Origin of the sequence: Coleofasciculus sp. E1-EBD-02, from assembly GCF_040218245.1 — a bacterium.
Classification (GTDB): Bacteria; Cyanobacteriota; Cyanobacteriia; order Cyanobacteriales; family Coleofasciculaceae; genus Coleofasciculus.
This window is the reverse complement of the sequence record NZ_JAVJQN010000008.1, coordinates 57,062-80,627: the sequence shown is the minus strand read 5'-3', so window position 1 is coordinate 80,627 and position 23,566 is coordinate 57,062. Positions and strand designations below refer to the sequence as shown.

The window sequence follows — 23,566 nt, the reverse complement described above, 5'->3', positions numbered from 1 at the left end:
AATCAAAAAGACTGATTTGAAATAACTTTGTTGGTGTCAACTGTTACGCGGCGATCGCCCTTTTTGAATCAGTTGTTTGGCGATCCACCAGGCTCCTGCAGAACAGATCACACTGGCGAAGAAGGCAATCACAAAGGGATGGGGAGGAAGCCAGGGGCGATCGCGACTAGGCCATTGCCAGGGTTCGGTGGCTAAACCGGAGGTGGAGGCAACAATCGCCCCCGCGGCAATGCCCACCCCCACGGCTTGGATTTGGTCTTGTAGTTTCTGGTTGGCTTGTTCTTGTTTTTCTGGGTCTTCCGTAGTTGGTGTGCTAAATTGTTAGTTGGAAAGTCCAAAATCTTGGACAGCAAGAGCTTCAATCATTTAGACCCGGATTTCAAGTCGTTTTGAGTAGCTTAGAGGCTACAGTCCTTATTTAGCTTACTCTTTGGCTATTAAAACTGATAGTTTAGCACACTAAGTCCGGAAGACCCCGAAATGCCGCCAAAATGATAGTTCTTCCTTATCGAGTCCTAGTCTAGCACAAATCCGCTCAATTGTTTCATTATAATTGTTAATATTGATGTTAATTGTCGTCAACAAATCTTTCATTTTCCGTAGCAGGCGATCGTAAATCAGAGAATCAGCAGAAAGTTGTTTTAACTGAGTTTTTAAATTTTGCAGATAGGTGGTATCTTGGGGGTCAGGGTTGGCGGTATCAATTTGGACTTGAATTTCGTCTAAGATGGGGTCTAGGCTGCGATAATACCGTCTGAGTTGCTTGTAAATGTCCCAACTATCTTGAAATGCTTGGCTGACTTTATGGCGATAGAAAAACAGGTCAAAGGTGGAAGAAAAGCATTTTTGCAGAGTTTGGTCGGCGAGTTCATCGCGAAATAGCCAGATGAGAACATGGGGGGATTTATCCGGTTCGCGAGGATTCCCATATTCAAAAATGGAACTTCCGAATAATTCCCCACGACGGGATAACGGGGGGGAAGTTGTGGGAAATAAGGCTTGGTAGCATTGATTGGCGAGTTGGCTGAGATAGTCATGGTTGATGTTGTTGCGTTTTTCGGTTTAACCACAGGGTGAGGATGAGGGTTTCTCCCAGGAAAAACGGGGTGAGGGGAAACTGGAGTTGATGGTCAGGGTTAAACTGTTGTAAAACGGGAATCTCGACATCTTCGAGGCTTTGGTTTTCCTCGTCATAACCGATGTTGAAAAATACCCCATAACTGTCTTGAAGTTGCAGGGGTTGGATGAAGCCTTCGAACTCTGAATTGTTGGGGAGGGTGAAGGGAATTTCGGTTTGGTTTGGGGGGAGGAGGATGCGATGTTCGCTGAGGTGGAGATGGGGGATAAGTCGGCTGTCGGTGAAGTGAGAAAGGAGGCGATCGCAATTTAACCACAGAGGATGAGTCTCTCCCTGGGTGTCATCTTCCCGGAGATGGTAAGCGCATAAGTAGAGATTGGGGGCGAAAATGCGATCGGTCATCATTTATCCTCAAGATGCTGGGGTTGTTGTTTCAGAAATCTTAGCCAAAGAAACGCTCATAATCATCATGACTACCAATCCAAAACCAAGTTATAGTATCTGCATCTTTAAAGCCCAAAGCCCGATATCCTCGCGTGACTCGGACAGACCAAATATTCTCTTGATTGTTAATACACTTGAAATGGAGAGAGGGATGAAACGGATTTTCCGCCCAGAGTTGATAGGCTTTGCGGGCTTTTTGTCGGATTTCTCTCCTCAGTTTGCGGTATTCATCCCAAAAGGAGGGTAACACCTCAGAATTCATAACTGATTATAATCCATGGGAGTAGCTTGTCCGGCGGCGCGTTGTTGTTTGGCTTGACGTGCGGCGGCGACTAACGCGGATTGAGTCCGATTAAACGCCGTATCCCACTGTTGTTCATCTTGCAAATCGGCGATATATTCCCGTAAATGTGCAATCACTTTGCTTTGAACCGTATCGGGTAAAGATTCAACCAAAGTCACTAAGTCTTGAATCGCTGGGGATGACATGGGTTAAACTCCTGAGTTAGGGTGGTGATTTCGTTCATTTTATCATCAACCAACCGGGTTAGTCCTTTAAGATTGATTTAAGATTGAACTGTGATCAATTCTGAGTTGAGGTCAATTTGCCAATTTTCATCAATAAATTCTAGGTTTAATTCTAAATGCTCCAAAACCAGAGAATTAGCATCAAGACCACTAACCACTGCCGATAAATTTTGCCAAACGGAATGATTGTTTAAGGTAATCATGGTCTACCTCAAGATTGACCCTCTTTCTTGCCCATCTTCGGAGACCGGGTTCGCAGAATTTCGGTAATTTTCGGATAGAGATTTACATAAGCCGTATCGCTGGTATTGGGGGAATCATTATGCTCCCCTCTTAGGTTTCTTTCCCCCACTTTATCCATAAGTTTCTGAGTCAACTTAGGATAAGAGCGACACCATTCTTTGATGACAGTCGCCACCTCGGAATCTGACTTATCTTGACAAGCCAGTAAACTATCATTCAGGGTCTGTAAATCTTGAGAAGCTCCCGATGTTTCTAAAATATTGTCAGGGTTAGTTTCCCAAATTTCCCAGAAAGGTCATCGGTTGGCGGCGGGGGTGTAAATTCGCTTTTAGCCAGGATGAGGGCAGATTTGAGGGCATCTTCAAAGTTGAAGTAGCCATGACAGGAGAAGTGGGTACAGTGGGCGTTTTTCAGGGTTTCGGCATCAATGGCGGCTTTTTCGGCTTGGTCATGTTTGAGGACTTGGTGGGGGTTAAATAGGGATTGGATGGCTTCGACTTCCATATCGGTGAATTGGAGGTCTTGGGTGGGGTTTTGGATAGCGAAGAGGCAGTTAAAGTTGGGGCGTTGTCGGTTTTGGGCTTGTTGCAGGACTTGGCAGTTGGGGGCGTAGGCGACTCCTTTGGGAAACAGGTCTTGTAGGTAGGTTTCACCGTCTTCTGTGGTAATGGGTAATATCATGTCCGGTCAAACACCCCGAATAAAAACGCCTGAAACCCTTGTTATTACAGCATTGCAATTATGGGTAATCGTCAGGACATGATATAAGGCATGGAGGGGGAACAGGTGCAGGTAGCGGTGAGGGATGAGGATGAGTTTTTGGCAGTTGGGGAATTGTTGCCGTAGATTTTGCAGGATTTCATCCAGATGCAGGATTTTGGGGAGTTTTTCGAGGTTTTGGGGGAGAATTTCTCGCCATTGGCTGCTGCTTCATCGGAGGTAATGATGGCTGCCTCTAGATTTGCGGCTGGGTTGATGCCCATCTCGACTTGGGTATGGCGGATAAGACTTAGGTTATGCAGGGTATCCGAGAGGTCTTTGTCTAACCCTAACTGCCGCCGCCGGAACCGCCACCATTCCCCCAGAAATTATCGACTGGCTGCACTTAAAACCGGGCGACCCCATTAATATCGCCATTTCCCCTGATGGCAAAGTCTATTTAGAACCCGCCCCAAAAGCCGCTCACATTGATGTCCGTACATTATCCGGTTGCCTCTACAACCCTGACAGAAAACTCGTTTCTCTAGCTGAAATGGAACAGGCGATCGCCGAGGGTGCAGGAGAATCAATGTGAAAGGTTTGGATACCAATGTAATCGTCCGTTTTCTAGTCCGAGACAATGAGTCACAATGGCTGCAAGCGGATCAATACGGGTCTTCCGGACTTAGTGTGCTAAACTATCAGTTTTAATGAATCAGGAAGCTTGCCACACAAGGACTGTAGCTCTTAACTGCCTCCTCCCACTGCTGCACTGGGTCGTAGCTCATCCGTTAAAGCTGAACTGTTTATGAAGGGTTAATGAAGAACAACCTGAGACTGATTTGGGCAAATCCGATTATATTTTTTTATGCTTTTGTGTTTATTGGGGCATCCTTTCAGTAGCTGTAAGTATTAATTGTACACATTGATTCATTATTTTTAGTATTTCTATACAGTTGTGTTTATTTCCATGTGTTATGGACAATTGGTGTTAATTGTTGTTAATTTTAGGTTAAATAATGCCCCATATACATAATTCTTTCTGATGAGCTTAAAAATTTATTTTCAACAAGATATTGTAAAGGCACTAGCATTTTTAATTCAGCCAGAGTAAGGTATAAAACAAAGATTTTTATCAGAGTTTAATCAGGGTGAAACCATGAAATACGCCGTTGCCGAAAAATCCCGTCTTAACTCTTCAAGCCAGCCCCAAGCCGAAAAAACTCCGTCTGATTTTTGGCTTTCCCTGAGAAGCAACGTTAGGTTAAAACATCAGACGCCTGCCATTCAGCCTGTTTCACGCAACCAAAACTTACCTCTTTCCTTCAACCAAGAACGACTCTGGTATCTGGAACAGTTACAGCCCGATACTTCTGTACATAACCTTTTGCATTGTTTGCATTTCCAAGGTGAACTCAATGTAGTCGCCCTACAGATGAGTTTAGGAGAACTTATTCGACGCCATGAAATCCTGCGAACCACCTTTCCAATCGTCAATGGATCACCCATCCAAGTGATCAGTCCAGACATTGATTGGACTCTGCCAATTATAGACTTGCAAGAACTTCCTCTAGAGCAAAGGAAAGCTGAAGCCCAAAAACTGGCTGTCGAAGATGCCAAGCAACCGTTTTACTTGACAAAAAGCCCCTTATGGCGTATCAAACTTTTGCGCCTAACTGAACAAGAACACATACTGGTACGAACCATACACCATATCATCTTCGATGGTTGGTCTGACCGAGTATTCCTGCGGGAACTCGGTGTGCTTTACGATGCCTTTTCCCAGGGAAAATCATCGCCACTTTCGGAACTTCCAGTTCAATATGCCGACTATGCCCAAACCCAACGGAAATGGCTGCAAGGCGAGGTATTCTCTACTCAACTGGACTACTGGCAGAATCAGCTCAGTGGCATTTCAGCTCTGGAATTGCCCACGGATTATTCACCTCCACCCGTACCAAGTTACCAAGGTGCTTATCAACCCTTTGAGTTATCACAAAACTTAACCCAGGCGATCAAGAAATTGAGTTATCAGGAAGGTGTTTCTCTGTTCGTCACCTTGTTAACCACATTTAAAACCTTGCTCTACTTATATACAGAGCAAGAAGACATGACAGTTTGTTCGCCTGTTGTTGGTCGCCATCAAGTTAAATCAAAAGGGTTAATTGGCTACTTCAATAATATAGTAGCGCTCCGTACTGACTTATCAGGAAACCCCAGTTTTCGAGAACTGTTGCATCAAGTCAGTCACGTTTCCTCACAAGCATTTGCCCACCAAGATATACCCCTACAAAAGGTGGCAGAACTCCCCAATTTAGTTCACACACCGCTGACGCGAGGGATGTTTGTCTTGCAAAATACCCCAAATCCGTCATTAAACCTTGATGGATTAACCGTGAACTCCTTGTATGTAGAGCGGGAAATCGCCAACTTTGATTTCTCTGTTTCCCTGCAAGAAAAATTAGGGAAATTAACAGGAGGATTGCAATACAAAACAGACCTATTCCAGGCGACTAGCATCGCTCAGATGTTGGATCATTTCCAGACCTGGCTAGAACGCTTAGTTGCCAATCCCGAACTGTGCCTAGAAGACTTGCCACGTTTTGCTGATGGAAAACTCCATCAACGGTCTGACGACAATCTGGATGCAGCTCGCTTAACCCGACAGCAACAGACAACCTATATCGCTCCGCGAGATAAGCTGGAACACCAACTCACCCAAATTTGGGAAAACGTTCTAGGTATTCAACCCATCGGCGTGAGGGATAACTTCTTTGAACTCGGGGGACATTCCCTGTTAGCAGTACAACTGTTCGGACAAATCGAGAAGAAATGGAACCGGAATCTGCCCGTAGCTACCCTTTTCCAAGCACCAACCGTCGAGCAACTCGCCAACCTTCTGCGCCAGTCAGGATGGTCAGCACCTTGGTCTTCATTGGTGGCGGTTCAACCACAGGGTTCTAAACCACCATTATTTTGTGTTGCTGCAGCTGGCTGCACCGCTCTGGGTTTGACCACTCTGGCGCGTCATCTCGGACCCGACCAACCTTTTTATGGTTTGGAAGAAAAAATGGATGGAAAACAGGCTCCCAAATTGCGGATTGAGGACTTAGCCGCTCATTATATCGAAGAAATTTGTACGGTTCAGCCTGATGGTCCTTATTTTTTAGGCGGTCACTCCTTTGGTGGTGTAGTTGCCTTTGAAATGGCTCAACAGCTACAGGCGCAAGGGAAGAAGGTCGCTCTGCTAGCCCTATTAGATACCATCTATAATGGGTCGCCGATTAATAGTCAGCCATCGCCTTCACCATCGCCTTCACCATCGCGTTCCCATGCTTCTCAACATCTGGAGCAAATTTCACAACTCGGATTTAGCGAGAAGCTAACTTACATCTATGCCTATGCCCAAGAGCGTTGTGGACGCGAAGTTTGGAAGAAACAGAAAGAACTGACTAAATTCCGGAAAGACCTTGAGCATAAAATCAAGAAAATGACCTGTGATTTTTACTTGAGGAATGGACGGGAATTGCCTTACCCTCTCCGAGGATTTCATTTGTTAGAGGAGAAGATAAAAGCAAGAAAAGCGTATCAACTGCCACTCTATCCTGGTCAGGTGACTGTATTCTGGGCTATGGGAAATGGACATCCGCAACAAACTTACCATAACCGTTCAGGTTGGGACAGAGTGGCTGGAGGAGGATTGAGGCTCCACGGTGTTCCTGGTAATCATGGCACATTGAAGTCAGAACCTAACGTACAGGTTTTGGCAGAAAAATTGCGGGCTTGTTTGGATGAAGCACAGGCGGAAGTGGAAAGGATGGTTGGTTCAACAGACTCCCGTTAATTCTGCACAACTTTTTTATTGACTAGACCCAAAAAGTGAGGTTTAATTATGCAACCTATTGAAGAAATGCTACGCCAACATATTTCCGAAAATATCCTGTTCAGTAGCAACGGCTATCCTTATCCCGATGACGCTTCCTTACTGGAAAACGGTATCATTGATTCGATGAACGTGATGGAATTAGTGCTGTTTCTGGAAGAAAACTTGGGCATTGAGGTGGAAGATGTCGAGATTGTCCCGGAAAACTTTGATTCCGTTAGGAATCTAGCTGAATTTGCCCGACAAAAACAGTCCCGGTTTGTTAACAATTGAGGGAAGTAATTGTCATGTTGGTACAGGAATTTCTGGAGTCTAGCGCTGACCGATTGCCGGATAAGGTGGCGTTGATTGGCGATGGGCAACGCCTAACCTATACCGAAGTCGAGGCACAGGCAAACCTTTTGGCAAATGCGCTCTTGGCACAGGGTTTACAACGGGGCGATCGCGTCGTATTATTTCTACCGAACTGCCTAGAGTTGGCGATCGCGATTTTTGCCGTTCTCAAAGCGGGTGGCGTTTTTGTCCCACTTAACCCCAGCACGAAGTCTGATAAGTGCGCCTATATCTTAAACAATTGTCAAGCCAGAGTTTTAGTCACCAGCGGGCGACAAGCTGATTTAGCTCAACAACTCACCCAAGAAGTACCCTCCCTCACCACCATCATCCTCACTTCGCCAACCCCGGAGACGAGTACAGGCAAGGTTCTGAGCTTTACCGCCATCCAGTCCGAATGCATAGCACAAAGACCCGAAAAAGTCAATATTGATCTCGACCTAGCCTGCCTAATTTATACCTCCGGTAGCACAGGCGACCCCAAAGGCGTCATGTCAGACCACAGCAATGTTGTCTTTGCTGCCAGTTCGATTATCGAATATCTGGGCAATGTCGAGAGTGATAGTGTCATCGGCTTGTTGCCCTTGTCCTTCGATTACGGACTGTACCAACTTTTGATGGTGTTTAAGTTCGGCGGCACTCTGGTACTGGAAAAAGGATTCACCTATCCAGCCGCCATTCTCAAGCGCATGGAACAAGAGCGGGTTACTGGCTTCCCTGGCGTCCCGACAATCTACGCCATGCTACTGAAAATGGATCTGAGTGCCTACAATTTATCCAGTTTACGTTATTTGACCAACACCGCCGCTACCTTACCTCCCTCCCACATTCTCCAAATTCGGGCTAAGTTTCCCTGGGCGACGCTGTTCTCGATGTACGGTTTAACCGAAACTAAGCGCACCCTCTATCTGCCCGCAGATCAACTGGATAAACGTCCCGATTCCGTGGGTATCGCCATTCCTGGCACCGAAGTGTGGATTGAAGATGAACAGGGTCAGCGGCTGGGTTCAGGTCAAGTGGGTGAGTTGGTGGTGCGGGGACGCCATGTCATGCGCGGTTATTGGGGTAATCCCGAGGCAAGTGCTGCCCGTTTCCGCCCAGGATTGATTCCAGGGGAGCGGCTGTGCTATACGGGAGACCTGTTTCGCATGGATGAAGAGGGGTTTCTGTATTTTGTCTCGCGGCAAGATGACATGATTAAAAGCCGGGGTGAGAAGGTGGCACCGAAAGAGGTGGAGAATGTGCTGTATGGGCTTTCAGGCGTTCGGGAAGCGGCGGTGATTGGCGTGACTGACCCGGTATTGGGGCAGGTGGTTAAGGCGTTTGTCGTACAGGAGGGCGATGAACTGACCCCAGCCCATATCTTACGGCATTGCCGCGTCCATTTGGAAGATTTCATGGTGCCGAAGTTGGTCGAGTTTTGTGTTCAATTGCCTAAAACTTCGTCTGGCAAAATTAAAAAGACTGATTTGAAGTGATAAGTCCTTTGTCATTGGTCATTTGTCCTTTGTCCTTTGTCAGGGTTTGAGGACTATTTACAGAACTTACATTGGGTTCGTAGTTGGTACGAAGCTTGCCAACAGCGCTAAAGCGCTGACTACAAACCTTTTCAAACAAAAGGAGTAAGTTATGTGTGGTATTGTCGGTGTTCTCAATTTGCAGGAACCTCAGCCGATTCCGGAGATGGTTGTGCCGCAGATGTTAGCCATGATTCGTCATCGGGGTCCTGATGAGTTTGGGATTTATCGGGATGAATGGGTTAATTTGGGGAATGCCCGTCTCAGTATTATTGATTTAAGTGGTGGACAGCAACCGATTTGTAACGAAGATGAAACATTGTGGATTGTCTTCAACGGTGAAATCTTTAACTATGTGGAACTGCGCCCCCAATTAGAAGCGCTTGGTCATCGCTTTACGACCAATTGTGACACGGAGGTGATCCTGCATCTGTATGAAGAATATGGTGCCGATTGCCTGAATTATCTCAATGGTCAGTTTGCGATCGCGATCTGGGATACTCGTCAGCGTCGCCTATTTTTGGCACGCGATCGCTTGGGGATTCGCCCGTTGTTTTATACTCTGTGCCAGGGTCAGTTCATCTTTGGTTCTGAAATCAAGACTATTCTGGCGCATCCTACGGTTTCTGCGACAATTGATCCCGCCGCACTGACGCAGGTGTTTACGTTTTGGAGTGTCTTGACACCGCACACCATTTTCCAGGACATTTATAGCCTCTCCCCTGGTCATTATCTACAGGTTCAGGATGGACAGTTAAACATTCAAGCATACTGGGAACTAGACTTTACCCCAGAAGCATCCCCGCGTACTCCCCAAGATTATCTGGATGAGTTTGAGCAACTGCTGATTGACTCCACCTTAATCCGCCTACGGGCTGATGTCCCTGTTGGCGCTTACCTGAGTGGGGGGTTGGATTCTTCGACAACAACGGCGATTATCCGTCAATATGCCCAGAACGCCTTAGAAACCTTCTCTATCGCCTTCTCAGATCCAGAGTTTGATGAGAGTGAGTTCCAACGGCGCATGGCAGATATTTTGGGGACTAATCATCGGGTTGTTTATTGTACCCATACCGATATTAGCCGCCTGTTTCCAGAGGTAATCTGGCACACGGAAACTCCCACATTACGCACCGCACCTGCACCCATGTTTATGCTGTCTCGGTTGGTACGGGATTCTAAATTAAAGGTGGTGCTGACAGGGGAAGGGGCAGATGAATTCCTCGGTGGCTATGACATTTTCAAAGAAATGGCGATACGTCGATTTTGGGCAAAACAGCCGGATTCCCAATGGCGACCGTTATTATTGAAACGACTGTACCCGGAAATTTCCCGTTTGAGTCGTACTAGCGAAGCCTTTGTCCAGGCGTTCTTTAAAAAGAATCTCACCGATACCGAATCGCCATTTTATTCCCATATCATCCGTTGGTCAAATACGGCTCGTCTCCAGCGGTTGCTGGTGTCTAAACCAGAGGTTGGACTACTAGAGTGGGCAGAACAATTGGTTCCCCTGCAGAGCAATTTTTCCAGTTGGTCCCCTTTAGCCCAAGCGCAATATCTGGAAATTGTTAGCTTTATGTCACCCTATTTGCTCTCCTCTCAAGGCGATCGCATGGCGATGGCGAATTCCGTCGAAGGGCGTTTCCCCTTTCTAGATTATCGAGTTGTGGAATTTTGCGATCGCCTGCCATCCAATGTGAAGCTGCGCGGCTTAACCGAAAAATGGCTGCTGCGACAATTGAGCCGCAAATTACTACCCCCCGATATTTGGCAGCGCCGTAAGCGTCCCTACCGCGCCCCGATTCACCGCAGTTTCTTTCACCAGGATACACCAGATTACGTCTGGGAGTTGTTGTCGGAAGATGCTGTACGCGCTAGTGGTTTATTTAATCCCTTAGCGGTTAATCAACTGGTTCGCAAAGCCCAAAGTGGATCACCCTTGGGTGAAGTGGACGATATGGCGATCGCCGGCGTTTTATCCACGCAGTTAGTTGATCAACAGTTCGTTAAAGACTTCAATTCTCGGTTATCGACTTTGACCCCTTTAGACCGAGTTAAGGTTATTGATCGCACATTAGAGCCGATTCAATGACAAACAATTAGGTCGGCTGTTACTGGAGGGATAAGCACAGACTAGAGATTTAACCGGGGGTTTCTGTTTTATAAGGAGCTAATCCGACCCTACATGCGGGTACATTTTACCATTATGAAGTAAGTTTAAAATGAAACTCCTGAACTGTCAATAGCTCAAATCAGGATTATTTTTCATGACCTCTTGTGACCGCTAAGTGTAATGACTGGACTAGGACTCTGGTGCGATCGCATCCCCTATTCGGGTTTCGGATCAGATAGTCGAGTCAATGTCAACCCCACCGGATCAACCCTGCCAATTTTTGGGTCATCGAGCCAGGTTTCCTGGATAAACATTCCCCCACTTATCCCACGCCATCATCTGGGTTTTAGCCATTGAATCGCCGGATTAGGGAAAAATTCGTCATTAAATCCCCAATTTATTACTTTCTATCATTTTTTGACCGTTTGTTCAACTTCTGAAACCACGGAATCTCGTGAAATCAAGAGCAGAAATCATTAAGTATTTTTTTAGATTTGCAGCCAGTGTGATTAAAATTATTCAAGTCCAGGATAAAATTGTTAAAATAATCCTGATCATCAGTAGTCTTTCAGTTTAAGTTAAGCCAGTTCTAAAATTTATCAATTCATCTGTGGAGGTCGGGATGGAAATTGTTAAGAAAACGGAAAATCGGCTGATTCTGCAACAAAGCATCGGCTGTTTCCCGATTGTGTTGGTGTGGGGGTTGCTATTTTGGGGAATACCACTGAGCATGCTGTTTCTTTTTGCCGCAGATTGGGGTGTTGAATCCCTCAAATGTCAGCGAGTCACCAGCGATAGCGATCGCGTAGACTGCACTCAAGAAAAAAGTATCTTTTTCGGCATGAAGCAGCTTACACCTCAACCCCTCCCCTTAGTGGCTAAAGCCGAATACAACTATACGGAAATGCTGGGAAATGAGGATTGCAATGTCTGGCATAACCACGATTTTAACCTAATTTTTAGTGATGGAAGTCAGCAAACAATTTTTGAAAATTTAGTACGAGTCAATTGCCGTAAGGGGAATCCAGCTTGGATTCAAACTCAAGTCGCAAAAATCAATCAGTTTATCGCGGAGGAAACCGGGACAATCGAGATCGTGCGCGATAATAGATTTGCGCCTTCCAGTATTGGCATAATCCTGTTTTTGGGCGTTTTTATTGTCATTGGATTGGGACGTGTAATCTCCTCGCTACTGCCAATTTCATTACATCTCGATAAATCGACGCGCCAGCTATTTTGGGGACGGACAAAACTGTGTACAATTAACACTCGTTCCTATCCATTTTCCGCTATTTCATCTGTGCGACTGAAGGCAGAAACCCATGGAGATGGAGACTTGAGAGTCTATCGGGCAGAAATCCTTTTGAAGTCAGGAGAACCTGGTTTCGATTTGGGCTATTCATCATCTAAATCAGACGTATTAGCGAAAGCCAACCAAATCGCCACGTTTGTCGGTGTCAAGTTGGAAGATATCAGCGATCGCGCGTCACCAAGTTCACCTTCTGCCAGTGGAGTAAGCAATCCAAAAGCACGCGATAGCGCTCGACAATTACTAGACCTTTGCAAGGCAAGTTACTCTCAACGCCACGAATTTATCCGAGTCGATCCGGGTGATTTTCCCCTGGTCGATATCCGCTTCTACGATCGCACTCAAACTTTATTGGAAAAACGAGGATTTCATAAATTAGATGATATTGAAGATGTGACAGTGACCCAAGCGAGTGGCGGGAAAACTCGCACATTTATTCGGGTGATGCTCCATCGAAATCGGAACACTTTGGCTGGTATTTATGCTATGCCGCGACCCTTTTTCGTCAAAGTATTTCAGGCAATCAATTTAATTTCTAAAGGCGACAACGCGATCGAACTCGAATCAGAATTTGATGACGGTACATTTTTGGTAACCAGTAACTTGAAAGACTTAAATGTAAGCGACGATATACCAGGAATCCAACATCAGCAATATTCGCATCATACAACTGTCGATAATTTAATTGCGGCACATAAGAAGGCACTTGATCGCTTGACAGGCCAAAAACAACCTGTTTATTTCTACACCTATCAAGATGTGATCGAACTACAGCATCGCATGCAAGATCTAAAACATCGCCACAAGCAACGTCAAGGCTATATTACTCGCGACGATATCCGCCGAGTGGCTAAGAACAATCAGGATCAGGTAGCTGAGGCGCTTTGGGCGGCGATAGAGGAGGTAAAGAAAGAGGATTTCGACGAGCAAACTGATTAAATAATGGTGCAAGATGCAAGTTGTAACTGACAAATGACAAATGACAAATGACCACCCTCACCCACCGACTTATTCAGGAGATTCTATCATGAACAATTCAGTCAAAACGGATGCAATTGGCTTTAATAAGCACTCCCTTAACCTAGATGCAGCCAAAGAGACGGAACGCATTGTCGAACAGTTACGCCAGAGTGTCCATCAAACGCTACGCCGTCGCGGGGCGGTTTTGGGTATCAGTGGGGGGATTGACTCATCGGTGGTGCTGGGTTTATGTGCTAAAGCTTTTGGTGCAGAACATATCGTCGCCTTGTTGTTACCGGAGGGTGAATCCAGCCCAGAAAGCGCTACACTGGCACAGTTAGTCGCTGATCACTACGGCGTTCAAACCATTACCGAAGACATTTCCGGGGTATTAGATGGGTTTAGCTGTTACCGCCGCCGCAACGACGCAATAAAACGGTTGTTTCCGGAATTCGGAGAGGGTTGGCAAGCTAAAATCGCCTTACCGGGAAACTTACTGGAAAAAGAAATGCTGAATATCTTTTCCCTAACTGTAACCAATCCAGAGGGTGAGGAGTTTACCAAACGCTTACCGCCCCGGGAATATTATCAGATTGTCGCCGCGTCTAATTTTAAGCAGCGATCGCGCATGGCTATGCTCTACTATCACGCTGAATTAAATAATTATGCGGTTATCGGTACAGCAAATAAGAATGAGCATTTATTAGGCTTTTTTGTCAAGTACGGAGATGGCGGAATTGATGTTAGTCCGATTGCCCATTTGTTCAAGACACAAGTTTACCAGCTTGCTCGTTACTTAGATGTGCCAGAAGACATTCAACAACGCACGCCGACTTCAGATACGTATCCAGGTGGAAGTTCACAGGAAGAGTTTTTCTTCCGCCTACCCTTTGATATTCTGGATACCATCTGGTTCGGGTATGAACAGGGTGTTAAGAACGATGAAATCGCCCAGGTACTTGATTTGACAGTAGAACAAGTCGAGCGAGTTGTTGCCGATATTGTCCGAAAACAGCGTACAACGTCCTATCTAAGAATGCCTGTTATTAGTATGGGAAAGGTTGATTAAAAACTTTCATAGTCTCCTAATTTATCCATCGCCACACCCCAGTTGTACCAGGCTAATTGATAATCGGGTTTAAATTGAATCGCTTTCTCATAAGAGGCGATCGCACGTTGATAATCTCCTAACTTCCCCCAGGCTAACCCTCGATTATTCCAGGCTTCGGCTAAGGAGGGTTGGTGTTGAATCGCTGCATCAAAAGACGCGATCGCACCGAGAAAATCTTGGTCGGCGAGTTGCTGTTTCCCTTGATTTAACCAGGTTTCGGCGGCATTACTCTCCGCAGTTTCACCGTGATCGGCGTCTCCCGTTTCTTCCCCATAGGCTTCCCCTTTCCCTGGCGGTTTCGCCGTCGCCTGTGTTGTTTGGGTTTGAGGAAAGGCGGTAGGATTCTCTGAATCAGCCGCACTAGCCATTGCCAAAACCGCTTGATCATCTGCTTGTCGGAAAGGGGTTATTGTCCCAGTGTATAGCGTTGGATCATCAGAGTTGAGTCAATCCTGTCTGATGCGATCGCCGGTTGGGAATTGATATCATATCCAGTTGAATACTTACACGATGATTTAGGACGGCTAGACCGTTAATGCCAGAAATCGGATTAATTAAGGTCAGCTTAGAAAAAAATAGGAAAAAATCAGTCATTTAAGCAAAGCTATTGCCGATATTAATAAATTTGCTACAATCCTAAAAAAGTACAGCAATTTATGGGTTTTATTTAGAAATGACACATATACTTAAGGCTGATTTACAACCATCAGTTTTATGCACCATCGCATGGTGCATCTGCACAATAAAATGGTGCATAGGAATCAATCCCAAAAACTCCGTTATTTAGGGTAAAATAGTCGAGTTAATTCAATTTGTATTACTCGTAACTCTAGACACAAAATTTGCACTGTTTTCACGTAACCTATTTGATGTGGGGTGGGCAAGTGGCATACAAATGAAAAAGCGGTGCCAGAGAGTTGCCAGAATGTGTTCGCCTCACGTTGACTTGAGCGATATTGCCTTTCCTGTAAAATGTCAACTAACTATGGAGGTATGAATTATGTTAGCTCAACATGCTACAAGTATTCTTTTGCACCCGCGAATCGACTAACCTAGCCGATTCTGCTGCGTTGTTGTCTCAGAAATGTTAACTTTAATAAACTTAAGTTTCATTTCTTTACATTCAGCCCTGACCTTAATTGAGATCTCGTCAAATCGAGCGATGAGGTAAAGTATTTCATAAGCGTTGGTTACAATTAGGCTGAAGCTTATACACTATGGTGTGTTGACTCCAATACCAGCGCCAAGAGCAATCCTGTCAGAGACAGTTTAGCATCCTCATCGCACAGTAGTGAATTGAACTTTATTGAATTGTCAGAGCATCCAATGAACATTAGTCAGCAATTGGGCAAACTAAAACGAGGCATCTTCAGAATCAAAAAAGTTCCTCGTTTTTTCATCTTACTGATTGCCACAATTGCCACGATTCAATTTCTCATTCTCCCCGCCTTGACGCAACAACCCGTCACGGTTCAAGTATTGATGAGCGCCCTAGAAGCCTCTCAGTGGCAAGAATTTGTCGATGAATTTGAAGAAAAAAATCCCAATATCAATCTAGAAATCCTGGAAGGACCCAACGAAACTAACCTGGTAGAAGACCTTTATACCTCGGCGTTCTTACTCGGTGATTCACCTTACGATCTCGTTTATCTAGACATTGTTTGGGTGCCAAAATTTGCCGCCGCCGGATGGTTAATGCCTCTATCTGACCGAGTTTCCCAAGACCAATTATCGAAGTTTCTGCAAGGGGATGTAGAGGGAGGACGCTATAACGGTGAACTGTATCGGATGCCCTTGCGTTCCGATGGGGGTATGCTCTATTACCGTACTGATTTATTAAAGCAGGGTGGATACGAACCCCCCGAAACCTTTGCCGAACTCATGCAAATTTCTCAAGCGTTGCAACAACAAACAGGAGTTGAATGGGGATATTTATGGCAAGGAAAGCAATACGAAGGTTTATCTGCCATGTTTGTGGAAATCCTGGAAGGATTTGGTGCCTTTTGGGTAAATCCAGACACACTAGAAGTTGGACTTGATCAGCCAGAAGCTATCCAAGCGGTCGAATTTTTACTGAATACCATTGAAAAAGAGGTTTCTCCTCCCGGTGTTACCACTTACGCTGAAGAAGAAACCCGCCGCCTATTCCAAGAAGGTGAAGCTATTTTCTTACGGAATTGGCCCTACGTTTACCCGTTAGCAGCAGACTCAGAAATTGCGGGTCAATTTGCGATTAAGCCGATGGTACACCAACCAGCGGATAGTAGTGGTGCTTGCCAAGGCGGATGGGGATTAGGTATTTCTCAATCCACGCAACACCCCGATGAAGCCTGGAAAGTAATTGAATTCTTTAACCGTCCGGATGTCCAAAAACGATTTAGTCTGGCAACAGGCTATGCTCCGGCTCTCAAATCACTCTATACCGATTCTGAACTGGTGGCTAAATATAGTTACTTTCCCCAAATGTTAGAAGTCCTGGAAAAAGCGGTTCTACGCCCTCCTATCGCCCAATACGCTCAAGCCTCAGATATTTTACAGCGTTATCTCAGTGCGGCGATTACACAAACAATGACGCCAGAACAAGCGATGAATCGAGCCGCCCAGGAAACGCGAAGACTTTTAGGAGATTAAGGTTCAGCCGTTAGTTGAACGGCACGTTGTAAGTCGATAAAATTACGATGAAACAAGCTTCAATTCGGCAACGAGAGATACGAACGGGTTGGTTACTCACCCTACTTGCCATCCTGATCTTGCTCATGGTGTTTGCCTATCCCATTGGACGAGCATTTTGGTTAAGTTTATTCAGTCAAAATCTAGGGACTGAGTTACAGGCAGAGTTTACTGGCTTAGACAATTATGCACGGCTAGTAGGTGATGGACGCTTTTGGCAAAGTATGTGGCACACAACGGTGTTTACTGTGTCCTCGATTGCCCTGGAATTAGTGTTGGGAATGGCAATTGCTTTGGTGCTAAATCAAGCCTTTTTTGGGCGAGGTTTAGTTCGCACTGCCGCCCTAATTCCCTGGGCATTACCCACCGCTGTCATGGGGTTAGCCTGGGCGTGGATTTTTAATGACCAGTTTGGTGTTGCTAATGATATTTTGCGATTGTTGCCCGTCGTTGATCCCATAACCTGGTTAGGTGAACCGATTCCGGCAATGATCGCATTAATTGCGGCTGATGTTTGGAAAACAACGCCCTTTTTTGCGATTATTTTGTTGGCAGGATTGCAATCAATTTCCAAGGATCTTTATGAAGCCCATGCAATTGATGGGGCGTCTCCAGTACAGAGTTTTGTACAAATTACATTACCCCTACTGACCCCCCAAATCTTAATTGCTCTTCTGTTCCGCTTTGCTCAAGCGTTCGGGATTTTTGACCTCGTGCTGGTGATGACAGGGGGCGGTCCAGCGAATGCGACGGAAATGATTTCACTCTACATTTACGACACCGTGAGACGCTATCTGGACTTTGGTTACGGTGCAGCGTTGGTTGTCGTCACCTTTCTCTTGCTAATTATCGCCGTGGCGATTGTTGGCTTTTTGCTCTCAAAAACCCGGGTTAATGTTTTAGGAGACCAATAGATTAATCATGGCAATCGCTCAACAATCATCATCCAAAAACAAATCAAAAATCAATACCAAGCAAATTCTGCTCTGGGTTGGTGTGGTATTAACACTAATCTTTTGTCTCGCACCAGCCCTTTGGCAAGTGCTGACCTCGTTCAAGATCAATGAGGCGATTTCGACAATTCCGAATGTCTATTTTCCTTCGCCTGATCAACTGACTTGGACACACTACACACAGCTATTCGAGCGGTATCCCTTTTTACGTTATATCCTGAATAGTGCCATTGTTTCATTAACCTCCACCTTCTTGTGTTTAATCGCTGGAGCGCCCGCTGCTTATGCCTTAGCACGGTTAAGAATTCCGGGAGAGCGGATTGTTTTAGGCTGCGTTCTTATTGTCAGTCTCTTTCCCTACGTGCTACTGTTTCTGGGACTGCTAGAGGTGGTGAAACTTTTAGGCTTGGGGAATAACTATATTGCGCTAATTGTTCCCTATACCGGGATCAACTTACCGCTGACTATCTTGGTACTGCGGAGTTTCTTTCAACAGCTTCCCAAAGATTTAGAAGATTCCGCCCAGGTTGATGGATACAATATCGTGCAAATGCTGCTGCGAATTGTTCTACCGATGACAATTCCTGCCCTGGTAACGACGGGAATTCTTACGTTTATCTTTGCTTGGAATGAATTTATCTTTGCCTTAACCTTTATTACGCGAGATGAAATGAAAACTATTCCAGTGGCAGTGGCTCAAATCGGCGGAACCTCTGTCTTTGAAATTCCTTACGGGCCGATCGCCGCAGCGACAGTCGCGGGAACAATCCCCCTAATTGTGTTAGTGCTGTTCTTCCAGCGTCGTATTGTGCAGGGAATTACGGCTGGGGCAGTTAAAGGATGAGTAACCCCTTTTTGCCCTGGCGACTAGAAGTCACGGCTACACAAACAAAGTCCGCCTGCGCGGACTGGACTATAAAGGGGGTAGTAAACCCGGATTTAGTATGACATCTCGCGTCGAGAACATTCAAAATTCAACAGGTAAAAATCATGGCAAAACTCGAACTCCAGAATCTACGCAAAGAATACAATCCCAAAACGGTACCGATTAAAGACATTAGCTTAGATGTCGAAGATGGCGAGTTCATGACATTTATTGGACCCTCTGGCTGTGGTAAATCCACATTGCTGCGATTAATTGCTGGATTGGAGACACCAACCAAGGGTAGAGTGGTGATCAGTGGACAAACGGTTAATGGTGTTCCCCCAGGCGATCGCAATATTGCCATGGTCTTCCAGAGTTACGCCCTCTATCCTCACATGACCGTTGAGGAAAATATCAGCGCCTCGCTGAGAATCCGGAACACTCCTAGCGATGAAATCCGCAAACGCATTGATGATGTGATTATCAAGCTGGATTTAGACCGCGCCTTACTCGAACGCAAACCCGGTCAACTCTCCGGTGGACAACGGCAACGGGTGGCGGTTGCCCGCGCTTTAGTTCGGGAACCGGAAGTCTTTTTATTAGATGAACCCTTGAGTAACTTAGATGCCTTACTGCGAGAACAAGTTCGGGCAGAACTCAAGCAACTATTTAAATCCCAAAACAAGCCCGTCGTCTATGTTACCCACGACCAAACCGAGGCAATGACTCTCTCGACTCGCATTGCTTTGCTTTATGAAGGCGTCTTGCAACAGCTTGACACCCCCTATCAGATTTATACCTACCCAGCGAATAGTTTTGTCGCCAGTTTTATGGGCAGTCCCCAAATGAACCTGCTAACCCTTAGCTGTCAGGAGAACTATGCCCTCCTGGGTAACTTTAAACTGAAACTGCCCGACCTGCGGCAAAAACCACGCCAAATTGTCATGGGTGTTCGTCCCGAAAATGTGCGGATTGCCAAGCAAGGAGACGAACAGACGATCAAGGGTAACGTGTTTTTGGTCGAAGATATGGGCAAAGAAAAGCTGATTAGCGTGCGGGTGCAGGGATCAGACGGGTCAGAAGGCAAGACGATTCGGGCATTGTTAGCCGCTGATAACTACTGGGATGGTGAAGAAGATACGGTGACTCTCACCCTACCGGAGAAAACGATGCACTGGTTTGATGTCGAATCAGGCGATCGCTTAACTCATCATTCCTAACCGATCCAATCTAGCAGATCCCCGACTTCTTGAAGAAATCGGGGATCTAGGCTTAATTACCTTTATGATCAGAAGTGGGTGTCTAGGCGAAAAATCATCAGATGGACTTTCTGGAACTTGATCCCGGTCACATCAATATCATTCTGCAATACAAAATCAAGTTAGAAAAGTTAGGTGTTAAATTCGATGATGAACATCTAAAAGAAACGATCTACAACTATGCCCACAATTTAGAACCGTCGATTCAAGCCTTTATGGAATATTGCGCCAAGGGACAACTAGAACAGCCGAATGAGTTTCTCATCAAAGCCCTACGCTACAATTGGAAACCGCGAAACATTGCCAATCCCCCCGACTTACCTGTATTCACGGCGGCTGATTTTGATACGGGACAGACTCTAGAAGAACGACAAGAGAATTACCGCCGATTGTGTGATTTGGTGAAACGTTCTTGTCATCCCTCTAAACCATCACCGCGATTTAAACCCTTGCGTCGTCTGCGTCTCTATGATCAACGCCCCGATCTCACAACCATTGCCCAATTCATGGCAGATCCGATTCTCAGACCCGAAATAGAACGGGCAATTTCCCAGCATCCAGAGTGGGGGTATGAAATTACACCCAATGGCGTTAAAGAACTAGAATTTTGAATTCCCTGTTCCCTGTTCCCTGTTCCCTTTCCAATGAGTGAAACTTCTATTCGTCCAGCTTTAATTAACAACGTCATCCCCAAATCCATCGCGGCTGAGGTGGGGTTTGAACCCGGTGACGCCATTATCTCGATTAATGGTACACCTCCTCGTGACTTAATTGACTATCAATTTCTCTGTGCCGATGAACTCCTAGAATTAGAAGTTCGAGATGCGGCGGGAAACATCCATTCTGTAGAAATTGAGAAAGACTACGACGAGGATTTAGGCTTAGAATTTGCCACCGCCTTATTTGATGGCTTAATTCAGTGTAATAATCGCTGTCCTTTTTGCTTCATTGACCAACAACCTCCCGGAAAACGACAGAGTTTATATCTCAAAGATGATGACTATCGCCTCAGTTTCCTCTATGGCTCATACTTAACTCTGACCAACCTCACTCAAAGCGAATGGAATCGCATCGAACGCCTACGTCTATCTCCGTTGTATGTATCCATCCACGCCACGGAACCGGAGGTTCGCAGCCGACTCCTCAAAAATCCGCGTGCTGGACAGATTTTAGATCAGTTGCAATGGTTTCAGGAACGACGATTACAAATCCATGCTCAAGTTGTGGTTTGTCCCGGTATTAATGATGGCGTCCACTTAGAACAAACCCTCAACGATTTAGCCCAATTTCAACAGCATGAAGTCCCGGCTGTTGCGTCAGTTGCTGTCGTTCCTGTGGGATTAACTCGCTTTCGTCCCGCAGAGGATGAATTAATCCCTGTTAGTCGAGGAAAAGCCGCAGAGGTTATCTCGCAAGTTCAATCGCTACAAACAAAATTTCGCCAACAATTCAGGTCTACCTTTGCTTGGTTAGCCGATGAATGGTTTTTAATTGCCCAACAAGAATTACCGCCAGAATCTCATTACGAAGATTATCCGCAAATTGGTAATGGTGTGGGTTCAATTCGCCAGTTTATTAAACAATTTCAAGACACGGCTACGCGGATATTACCCACTCGTGTAGAACCTGCGCGAGAATTAACCTGGGTGGTCGGTAATGCAGTGGAAACAGCGTTTGTTCCACTCGTGCAGCAGTTAAATAAAGTTGAGGGATTGCAAGTTAAACTAGCAGCGCTACGGAGTGAGTATTGGGGACAAGAGATTACGGTTACGGGGTTATTAACTGGACAAGATTTGCTTGGGTCATTGTCAGGAAAAGATTTCGGCGATGGGATTTTACTGCCTTCAGTCATGCTTAAACATGATGATACGCGATTTTTAGATGATATGACGGTGGCAGAGGTGAGTCATCAGTTAGGAACTAAAATTTGGGTGGTTCGTGGTATTGAGGAATTGCTTGAACGTTGTGTGACAAAAAAATTAAGTTAATTTCAGGACTGACCTAAATTTTGTCATCTTTGGCTTGTAGTAAGGGCTTCAGCCCTAGACTCCGTTGGGTTTCCTGGCGTCAACCCAACCTACAATCTATACAACCCTTTTAGCTGTGTCACGCCACTACCCCGGTTGGTGCGTACTCAAGTGACTGATGTGAGCAAAATCTATTTTTCCTCATGAATATGAGTTAAGCTAAAGACGGAAATAGGTTATAAGTGTGAGCATCAGACGGTGATTTCTCAGGATTTTCTCAAAACCATTGCGACTGAACGCAATCTGTCCAAATCGGAATTAGAGGTGTTGTCCTTGGCGATGGAGGGTCAGGGAACGGCTGCGATCGCGTCTCGCCTTCAGATTAGTGGAGATGCTGTGCGTAAGCGGCTTAGCGAAGTCTACCAAAAGTTTAAAATTCCGGGTCGAGGTCCGGTTAAGCTGACCAAATTGCAACAAATCTTGGTTAACCGCTATCAAGAGTATCTCCAACAGCAAAAGGATACCCCAAACCGTTCCCCTGTTTCGTCGAGTCCCCCCTCTACCTCACCCCAGCCGCAAAATCGCCGGGATTGGGGTGAAGCACCCGATGTTTCTGTATTCTACGGGCGTGGCGATGAACTGAAAACCCTGGAACAGTGGATTATTCAGGAACACTGTCGCTTAGTGGCGCTGTTGGGGATGAGTGGTATTGGTAAAACGGCGTTATCGGTGAAGTTGGCGAAACAGGTACAGGATAAATTTGAGGTTGTCCTGTGGCGATCGCTGCGTCAAGCCCCTTCTGTGTCTGATCTTCTCGCCGCTTTAATTCCAGACTTGTCTCAGCAACCGGAAACGGTAATACCCACAACCCCTGATCAGCGCATTTCCTGGTTGATTGACTATTTCCGACAGCACCGTTGTTTGGTCATTTTGGATGGTGTGGAGTCGATTTTACAAAGTGGGAAACTAGCTGGGATTTACCGAGAAGGCTATGAAGAATATGGTGATTTTTTCCGACGTTTAGGAGAAGAACCGCACCAAAGCTGTGTATTAATTACGTCTCAGGAAAAACTGAATGAAATTTCGTTATTGGAAGGTGAGACATCACCCGTTCGTTCCTTTAAGTTAGAGGGGTTGGGAGACGCAGCCCGATTAATCTTAAAGGAAAAAGGATTATCCGGCGAGAAAAAATGGCAACCGTTAATTCAAGGGTATCGCGGTAATCCGTTTATGCTCAAGTTGGTGGCGACGACGATTAAGGAAGTTTTTGATGGAGACGTGACGGATTTTTTATCAACGACCTTGTTCACTCATGATATTAGTGATTTTATTGAGGAAGTTTTAGACCGCTTATCGGAATTAGAAGAAAGACTATTGGTTTATCTGGCTCACCAAAAAGAGCCGATTTCGTTTAAAGCATTGCAACAGCATTTTAGTGACACATCGCCCCAGGAAGTGATTCGGGCGCTGGGTTCTCTGAGTCAGCGATCGCTGGTGGAGAAGTCGGAGGGTCGATTTATTTTACCACCAGCCGTTCGGGAAGTGACGCTGCAATTAATGACTCCGTTAGAAGATTGAAGCTAGAAGATTAAAGCCACGGCGATTGAAATCGCTGCTACGCGGACTGACTTATT

Annotated in this window: 24 protein-coding genes; 15 read left to right on the top strand and 9 right to left on the bottom strand. The window is 45.7% G+C overall.

Annotated elements, in window-relative coordinates:
• Nucleotides 1–36 precede the first annotated feature (36 nt).
• The 8 genes from RIC07_RS01340 to RIC07_RS01305 all read right to left on the bottom strand — a co-directional run bounded on the left by RIC07_RS01340 (nucleotide 37) and on the right by RIC07_RS01305 (nucleotide 3,276).
• On the bottom strand, nucleotides 37–237 hold the full coding sequence (locus RIC07_RS01340; RefSeq protein ID WP_446392940.1) for a hypothetical protein: 201 nt from the start codon (nucleotides 235–237) through the stop codon (nucleotides 37–39).
• 796 nt (nucleotides 238–1,033) lie between these two features.
• Nucleotides 1,034–1,483 (bottom strand): hypothetical protein, encoded by a 450-nt coding sequence (locus RIC07_RS01335; RefSeq protein ID WP_446392939.1) that lies wholly within the window; start codon nucleotides 1,481–1,483, stop codon nucleotides 1,034–1,036.
• A gap of 37 nt (nucleotides 1,484–1,520) precedes the next feature.
• Nucleotides 1,521–1,784: a type II toxin-antitoxin system RelE family toxin gene (locus tag RIC07_RS01330; RefSeq protein ID WP_446392938.1), complete on the bottom strand. Its 264-nt coding sequence runs from the start codon at nucleotides 1,782–1,784 to the stop codon at nucleotides 1,521–1,523.
• Entirely contained in the window at nucleotides 1,781–2,011 is a 231-nt protein-coding gene (locus RIC07_RS01325) for a hypothetical protein (RefSeq protein ID WP_446392937.1), read from the bottom strand. The genes RIC07_RS01330 and RIC07_RS01325 overlap by 4 nt, the downstream gene beginning before the upstream one ends.
• A 77-nt stretch (nucleotides 2,012–2,088) precedes the next feature.
• On the bottom strand, nucleotides 2,089–2,253 hold the full coding sequence (locus tag RIC07_RS01320) for a hypothetical protein (protein WP_446392936.1): 165 nt from the start codon (nucleotides 2,251–2,253) through the stop codon (nucleotides 2,089–2,091).
• A gap of 8 nt (nucleotides 2,254–2,261) precedes the next feature.
• Entirely contained in the window at nucleotides 2,262–2,468 is a 207-nt protein-coding gene (locus RIC07_RS01315) for a hypothetical protein (RefSeq protein ID WP_446392935.1), read from the bottom strand.
• A gap of 77 nt (nucleotides 2,469–2,545) precedes the next feature.
• The gene (locus RIC07_RS01310; RefSeq protein WP_446392934.1) at nucleotides 2,546–2,974 is read right to left on the bottom strand and encodes a CHAT domain-containing protein; all 429 of its coding nucleotides are present in this window, start codon (nucleotides 2,972–2,974) and stop codon (nucleotides 2,546–2,548) included.
• Nucleotides 2,975–3,045: 71 nt separating this feature from the next.
• Nucleotides 3,046–3,276: a hypothetical protein gene (locus RIC07_RS01305; RefSeq protein ID WP_446392933.1), complete on the bottom strand. Its 231-nt coding sequence runs from the start codon at nucleotides 3,274–3,276 to the stop codon at nucleotides 3,046–3,048.
• Between the two features lie 92 nt (nucleotides 3,277–3,368).
• On the opposite strand from RIC07_RS01305, the gene RIC07_RS01300 reads away from it, so the two are divergent.
• From RIC07_RS01300 to nadE, 8 genes are all read left to right on the top strand, one after another.
• Nucleotides 3,369–3,587 carry an AbrB/MazE/SpoVT family DNA-binding domain-containing protein gene (locus tag RIC07_RS01300; RefSeq protein ID WP_446392976.1) on the top strand — a complete coding sequence of 73 codons (219 nt, stop codon included), beginning with the start codon at nucleotides 3,369–3,371 and terminating at the stop codon, nucleotides 3,585–3,587.
• Nucleotides 3,588–4,151: 564 nt separating this feature from the next.
• Nucleotides 4,152–6,836, top strand: a complete 2,685-nt coding sequence (locus RIC07_RS01295) for a condensation domain-containing protein (protein WP_446392932.1) — start codon at nucleotides 4,152–4,154, stop codon at nucleotides 6,834–6,836.
• 48 nt (nucleotides 6,837–6,884) lie between these two features.
• Nucleotides 6,885–7,148 carry an acyl carrier protein gene (locus tag RIC07_RS01290; protein ID WP_446392931.1) on the top strand — a complete coding sequence of 88 codons (264 nt, stop codon included), beginning with the start codon at nucleotides 6,885–6,887 and terminating at the stop codon, nucleotides 7,146–7,148.
• Nucleotides 7,149–7,162: 14 nt separating this feature from the next.
• Entirely contained in the window at nucleotides 7,163–8,686 is a 1,524-nt protein-coding gene (locus RIC07_RS01285; RefSeq protein WP_446392930.1) for a class I adenylate-forming enzyme family protein, read from the top strand.
• 151 nt (nucleotides 8,687–8,837) lie between these two features.
• The gene (asnB, locus tag RIC07_RS01280) at nucleotides 8,838–10,817 is read left to right on the top strand and encodes an asparagine synthase (glutamine-hydrolyzing) (RefSeq protein ID WP_446392929.1); all 1,980 of its coding nucleotides are present in this window, start codon (nucleotides 8,838–8,840) and stop codon (nucleotides 10,815–10,817) included.
• 201 nt (nucleotides 10,818–11,018) lie between these two features.
• On the top strand, nucleotides 11,019–11,195 hold the full coding sequence (locus RIC07_RS01275) for a hypothetical protein (protein ID WP_446392928.1): 177 nt from the start codon (nucleotides 11,019–11,021) through the stop codon (nucleotides 11,193–11,195).
• Nucleotides 11,196–11,460: 265 nt separating this feature from the next.
• A complete protein-coding gene (locus RIC07_RS01270; protein ID WP_446392927.1) occupies nucleotides 11,461–13,086 on the top strand; it encodes a hypothetical protein in 1,626 nt (541 codons plus the stop codon).
• Between the two features lie 40 nt (nucleotides 13,087–13,126).
• Nucleotides 13,127–14,176: an NAD(+) synthase gene (gene nadE / locus RIC07_RS01265; RefSeq protein WP_446392926.1), complete on the top strand. Its 1,050-nt coding sequence runs from the start codon at nucleotides 13,127–13,129 to the stop codon at nucleotides 14,174–14,176.
• Here nadE and RIC07_RS01260 read toward each other — a convergent pair.
• Nucleotides 14,173–14,586: a tetratricopeptide repeat protein gene (locus RIC07_RS01260; protein WP_446392925.1), complete on the bottom strand. Its 414-nt coding sequence runs from the start codon at nucleotides 14,584–14,586 to the stop codon at nucleotides 14,173–14,175. The genes nadE and RIC07_RS01260 overlap by 4 nt on opposite strands.
• 958 nt (nucleotides 14,587–15,544) lie before the next feature.
• Here RIC07_RS01260 and RIC07_RS01255 point away from each other — a divergent pair.
• From RIC07_RS01255 to RIC07_RS01225, 7 genes are all read left to right on the top strand, one after another.
• Nucleotides 15,545–16,849: an ABC transporter substrate-binding protein gene (locus RIC07_RS01255; protein WP_446392924.1), complete on the top strand. Its 1,305-nt coding sequence runs from the start codon at nucleotides 15,545–15,547 to the stop codon at nucleotides 16,847–16,849.
• 47 nt (nucleotides 16,850–16,896) lie between these two features.
• Complete coding sequence (locus RIC07_RS01250; protein WP_446392923.1) at nucleotides 16,897–17,802, top strand: carbohydrate ABC transporter permease; 906 nt, start codon at nucleotides 16,897–16,899, stop codon at nucleotides 17,800–17,802.
• A gap of 7 nt (nucleotides 17,803–17,809) precedes the next feature.
• On the top strand, nucleotides 17,810–18,685 hold the full coding sequence (locus tag RIC07_RS01245) for a carbohydrate ABC transporter permease (protein WP_446392922.1): 876 nt from the start codon (nucleotides 17,810–17,812) through the stop codon (nucleotides 18,683–18,685).
• Between the two features lie 146 nt (nucleotides 18,686–18,831).
• Complete coding sequence (locus tag RIC07_RS01240; RefSeq protein ID WP_446392921.1) at nucleotides 18,832–19,926, top strand: ABC transporter ATP-binding protein; 1,095 nt, start codon at nucleotides 18,832–18,834, stop codon at nucleotides 19,924–19,926.
• Between the two features lie 101 nt (nucleotides 19,927–20,027).
• The gene (locus tag RIC07_RS01235) at nucleotides 20,028–20,576 is read left to right on the top strand and encodes a hypothetical protein (protein ID WP_446392920.1); all 549 of its coding nucleotides are present in this window, start codon (nucleotides 20,028–20,030) and stop codon (nucleotides 20,574–20,576) included.
• Between the two features lie 33 nt (nucleotides 20,577–20,609).
• Complete coding sequence (locus RIC07_RS01230) at nucleotides 20,610–21,953, top strand: TIGR03279 family radical SAM protein (RefSeq protein ID WP_446392919.1); 1,344 nt, start codon at nucleotides 20,610–20,612, stop codon at nucleotides 21,951–21,953.
• A gap of 237 nt (nucleotides 21,954–22,190) precedes the next feature.
• Nucleotides 22,191–23,510, top strand: a complete 1,320-nt coding sequence (locus RIC07_RS01225) for an NB-ARC domain-containing protein (protein WP_446392918.1) — start codon at nucleotides 22,191–22,193, stop codon at nucleotides 23,508–23,510.
• Nucleotides 23,511–23,566 lie beyond the last annotated feature (56 nt).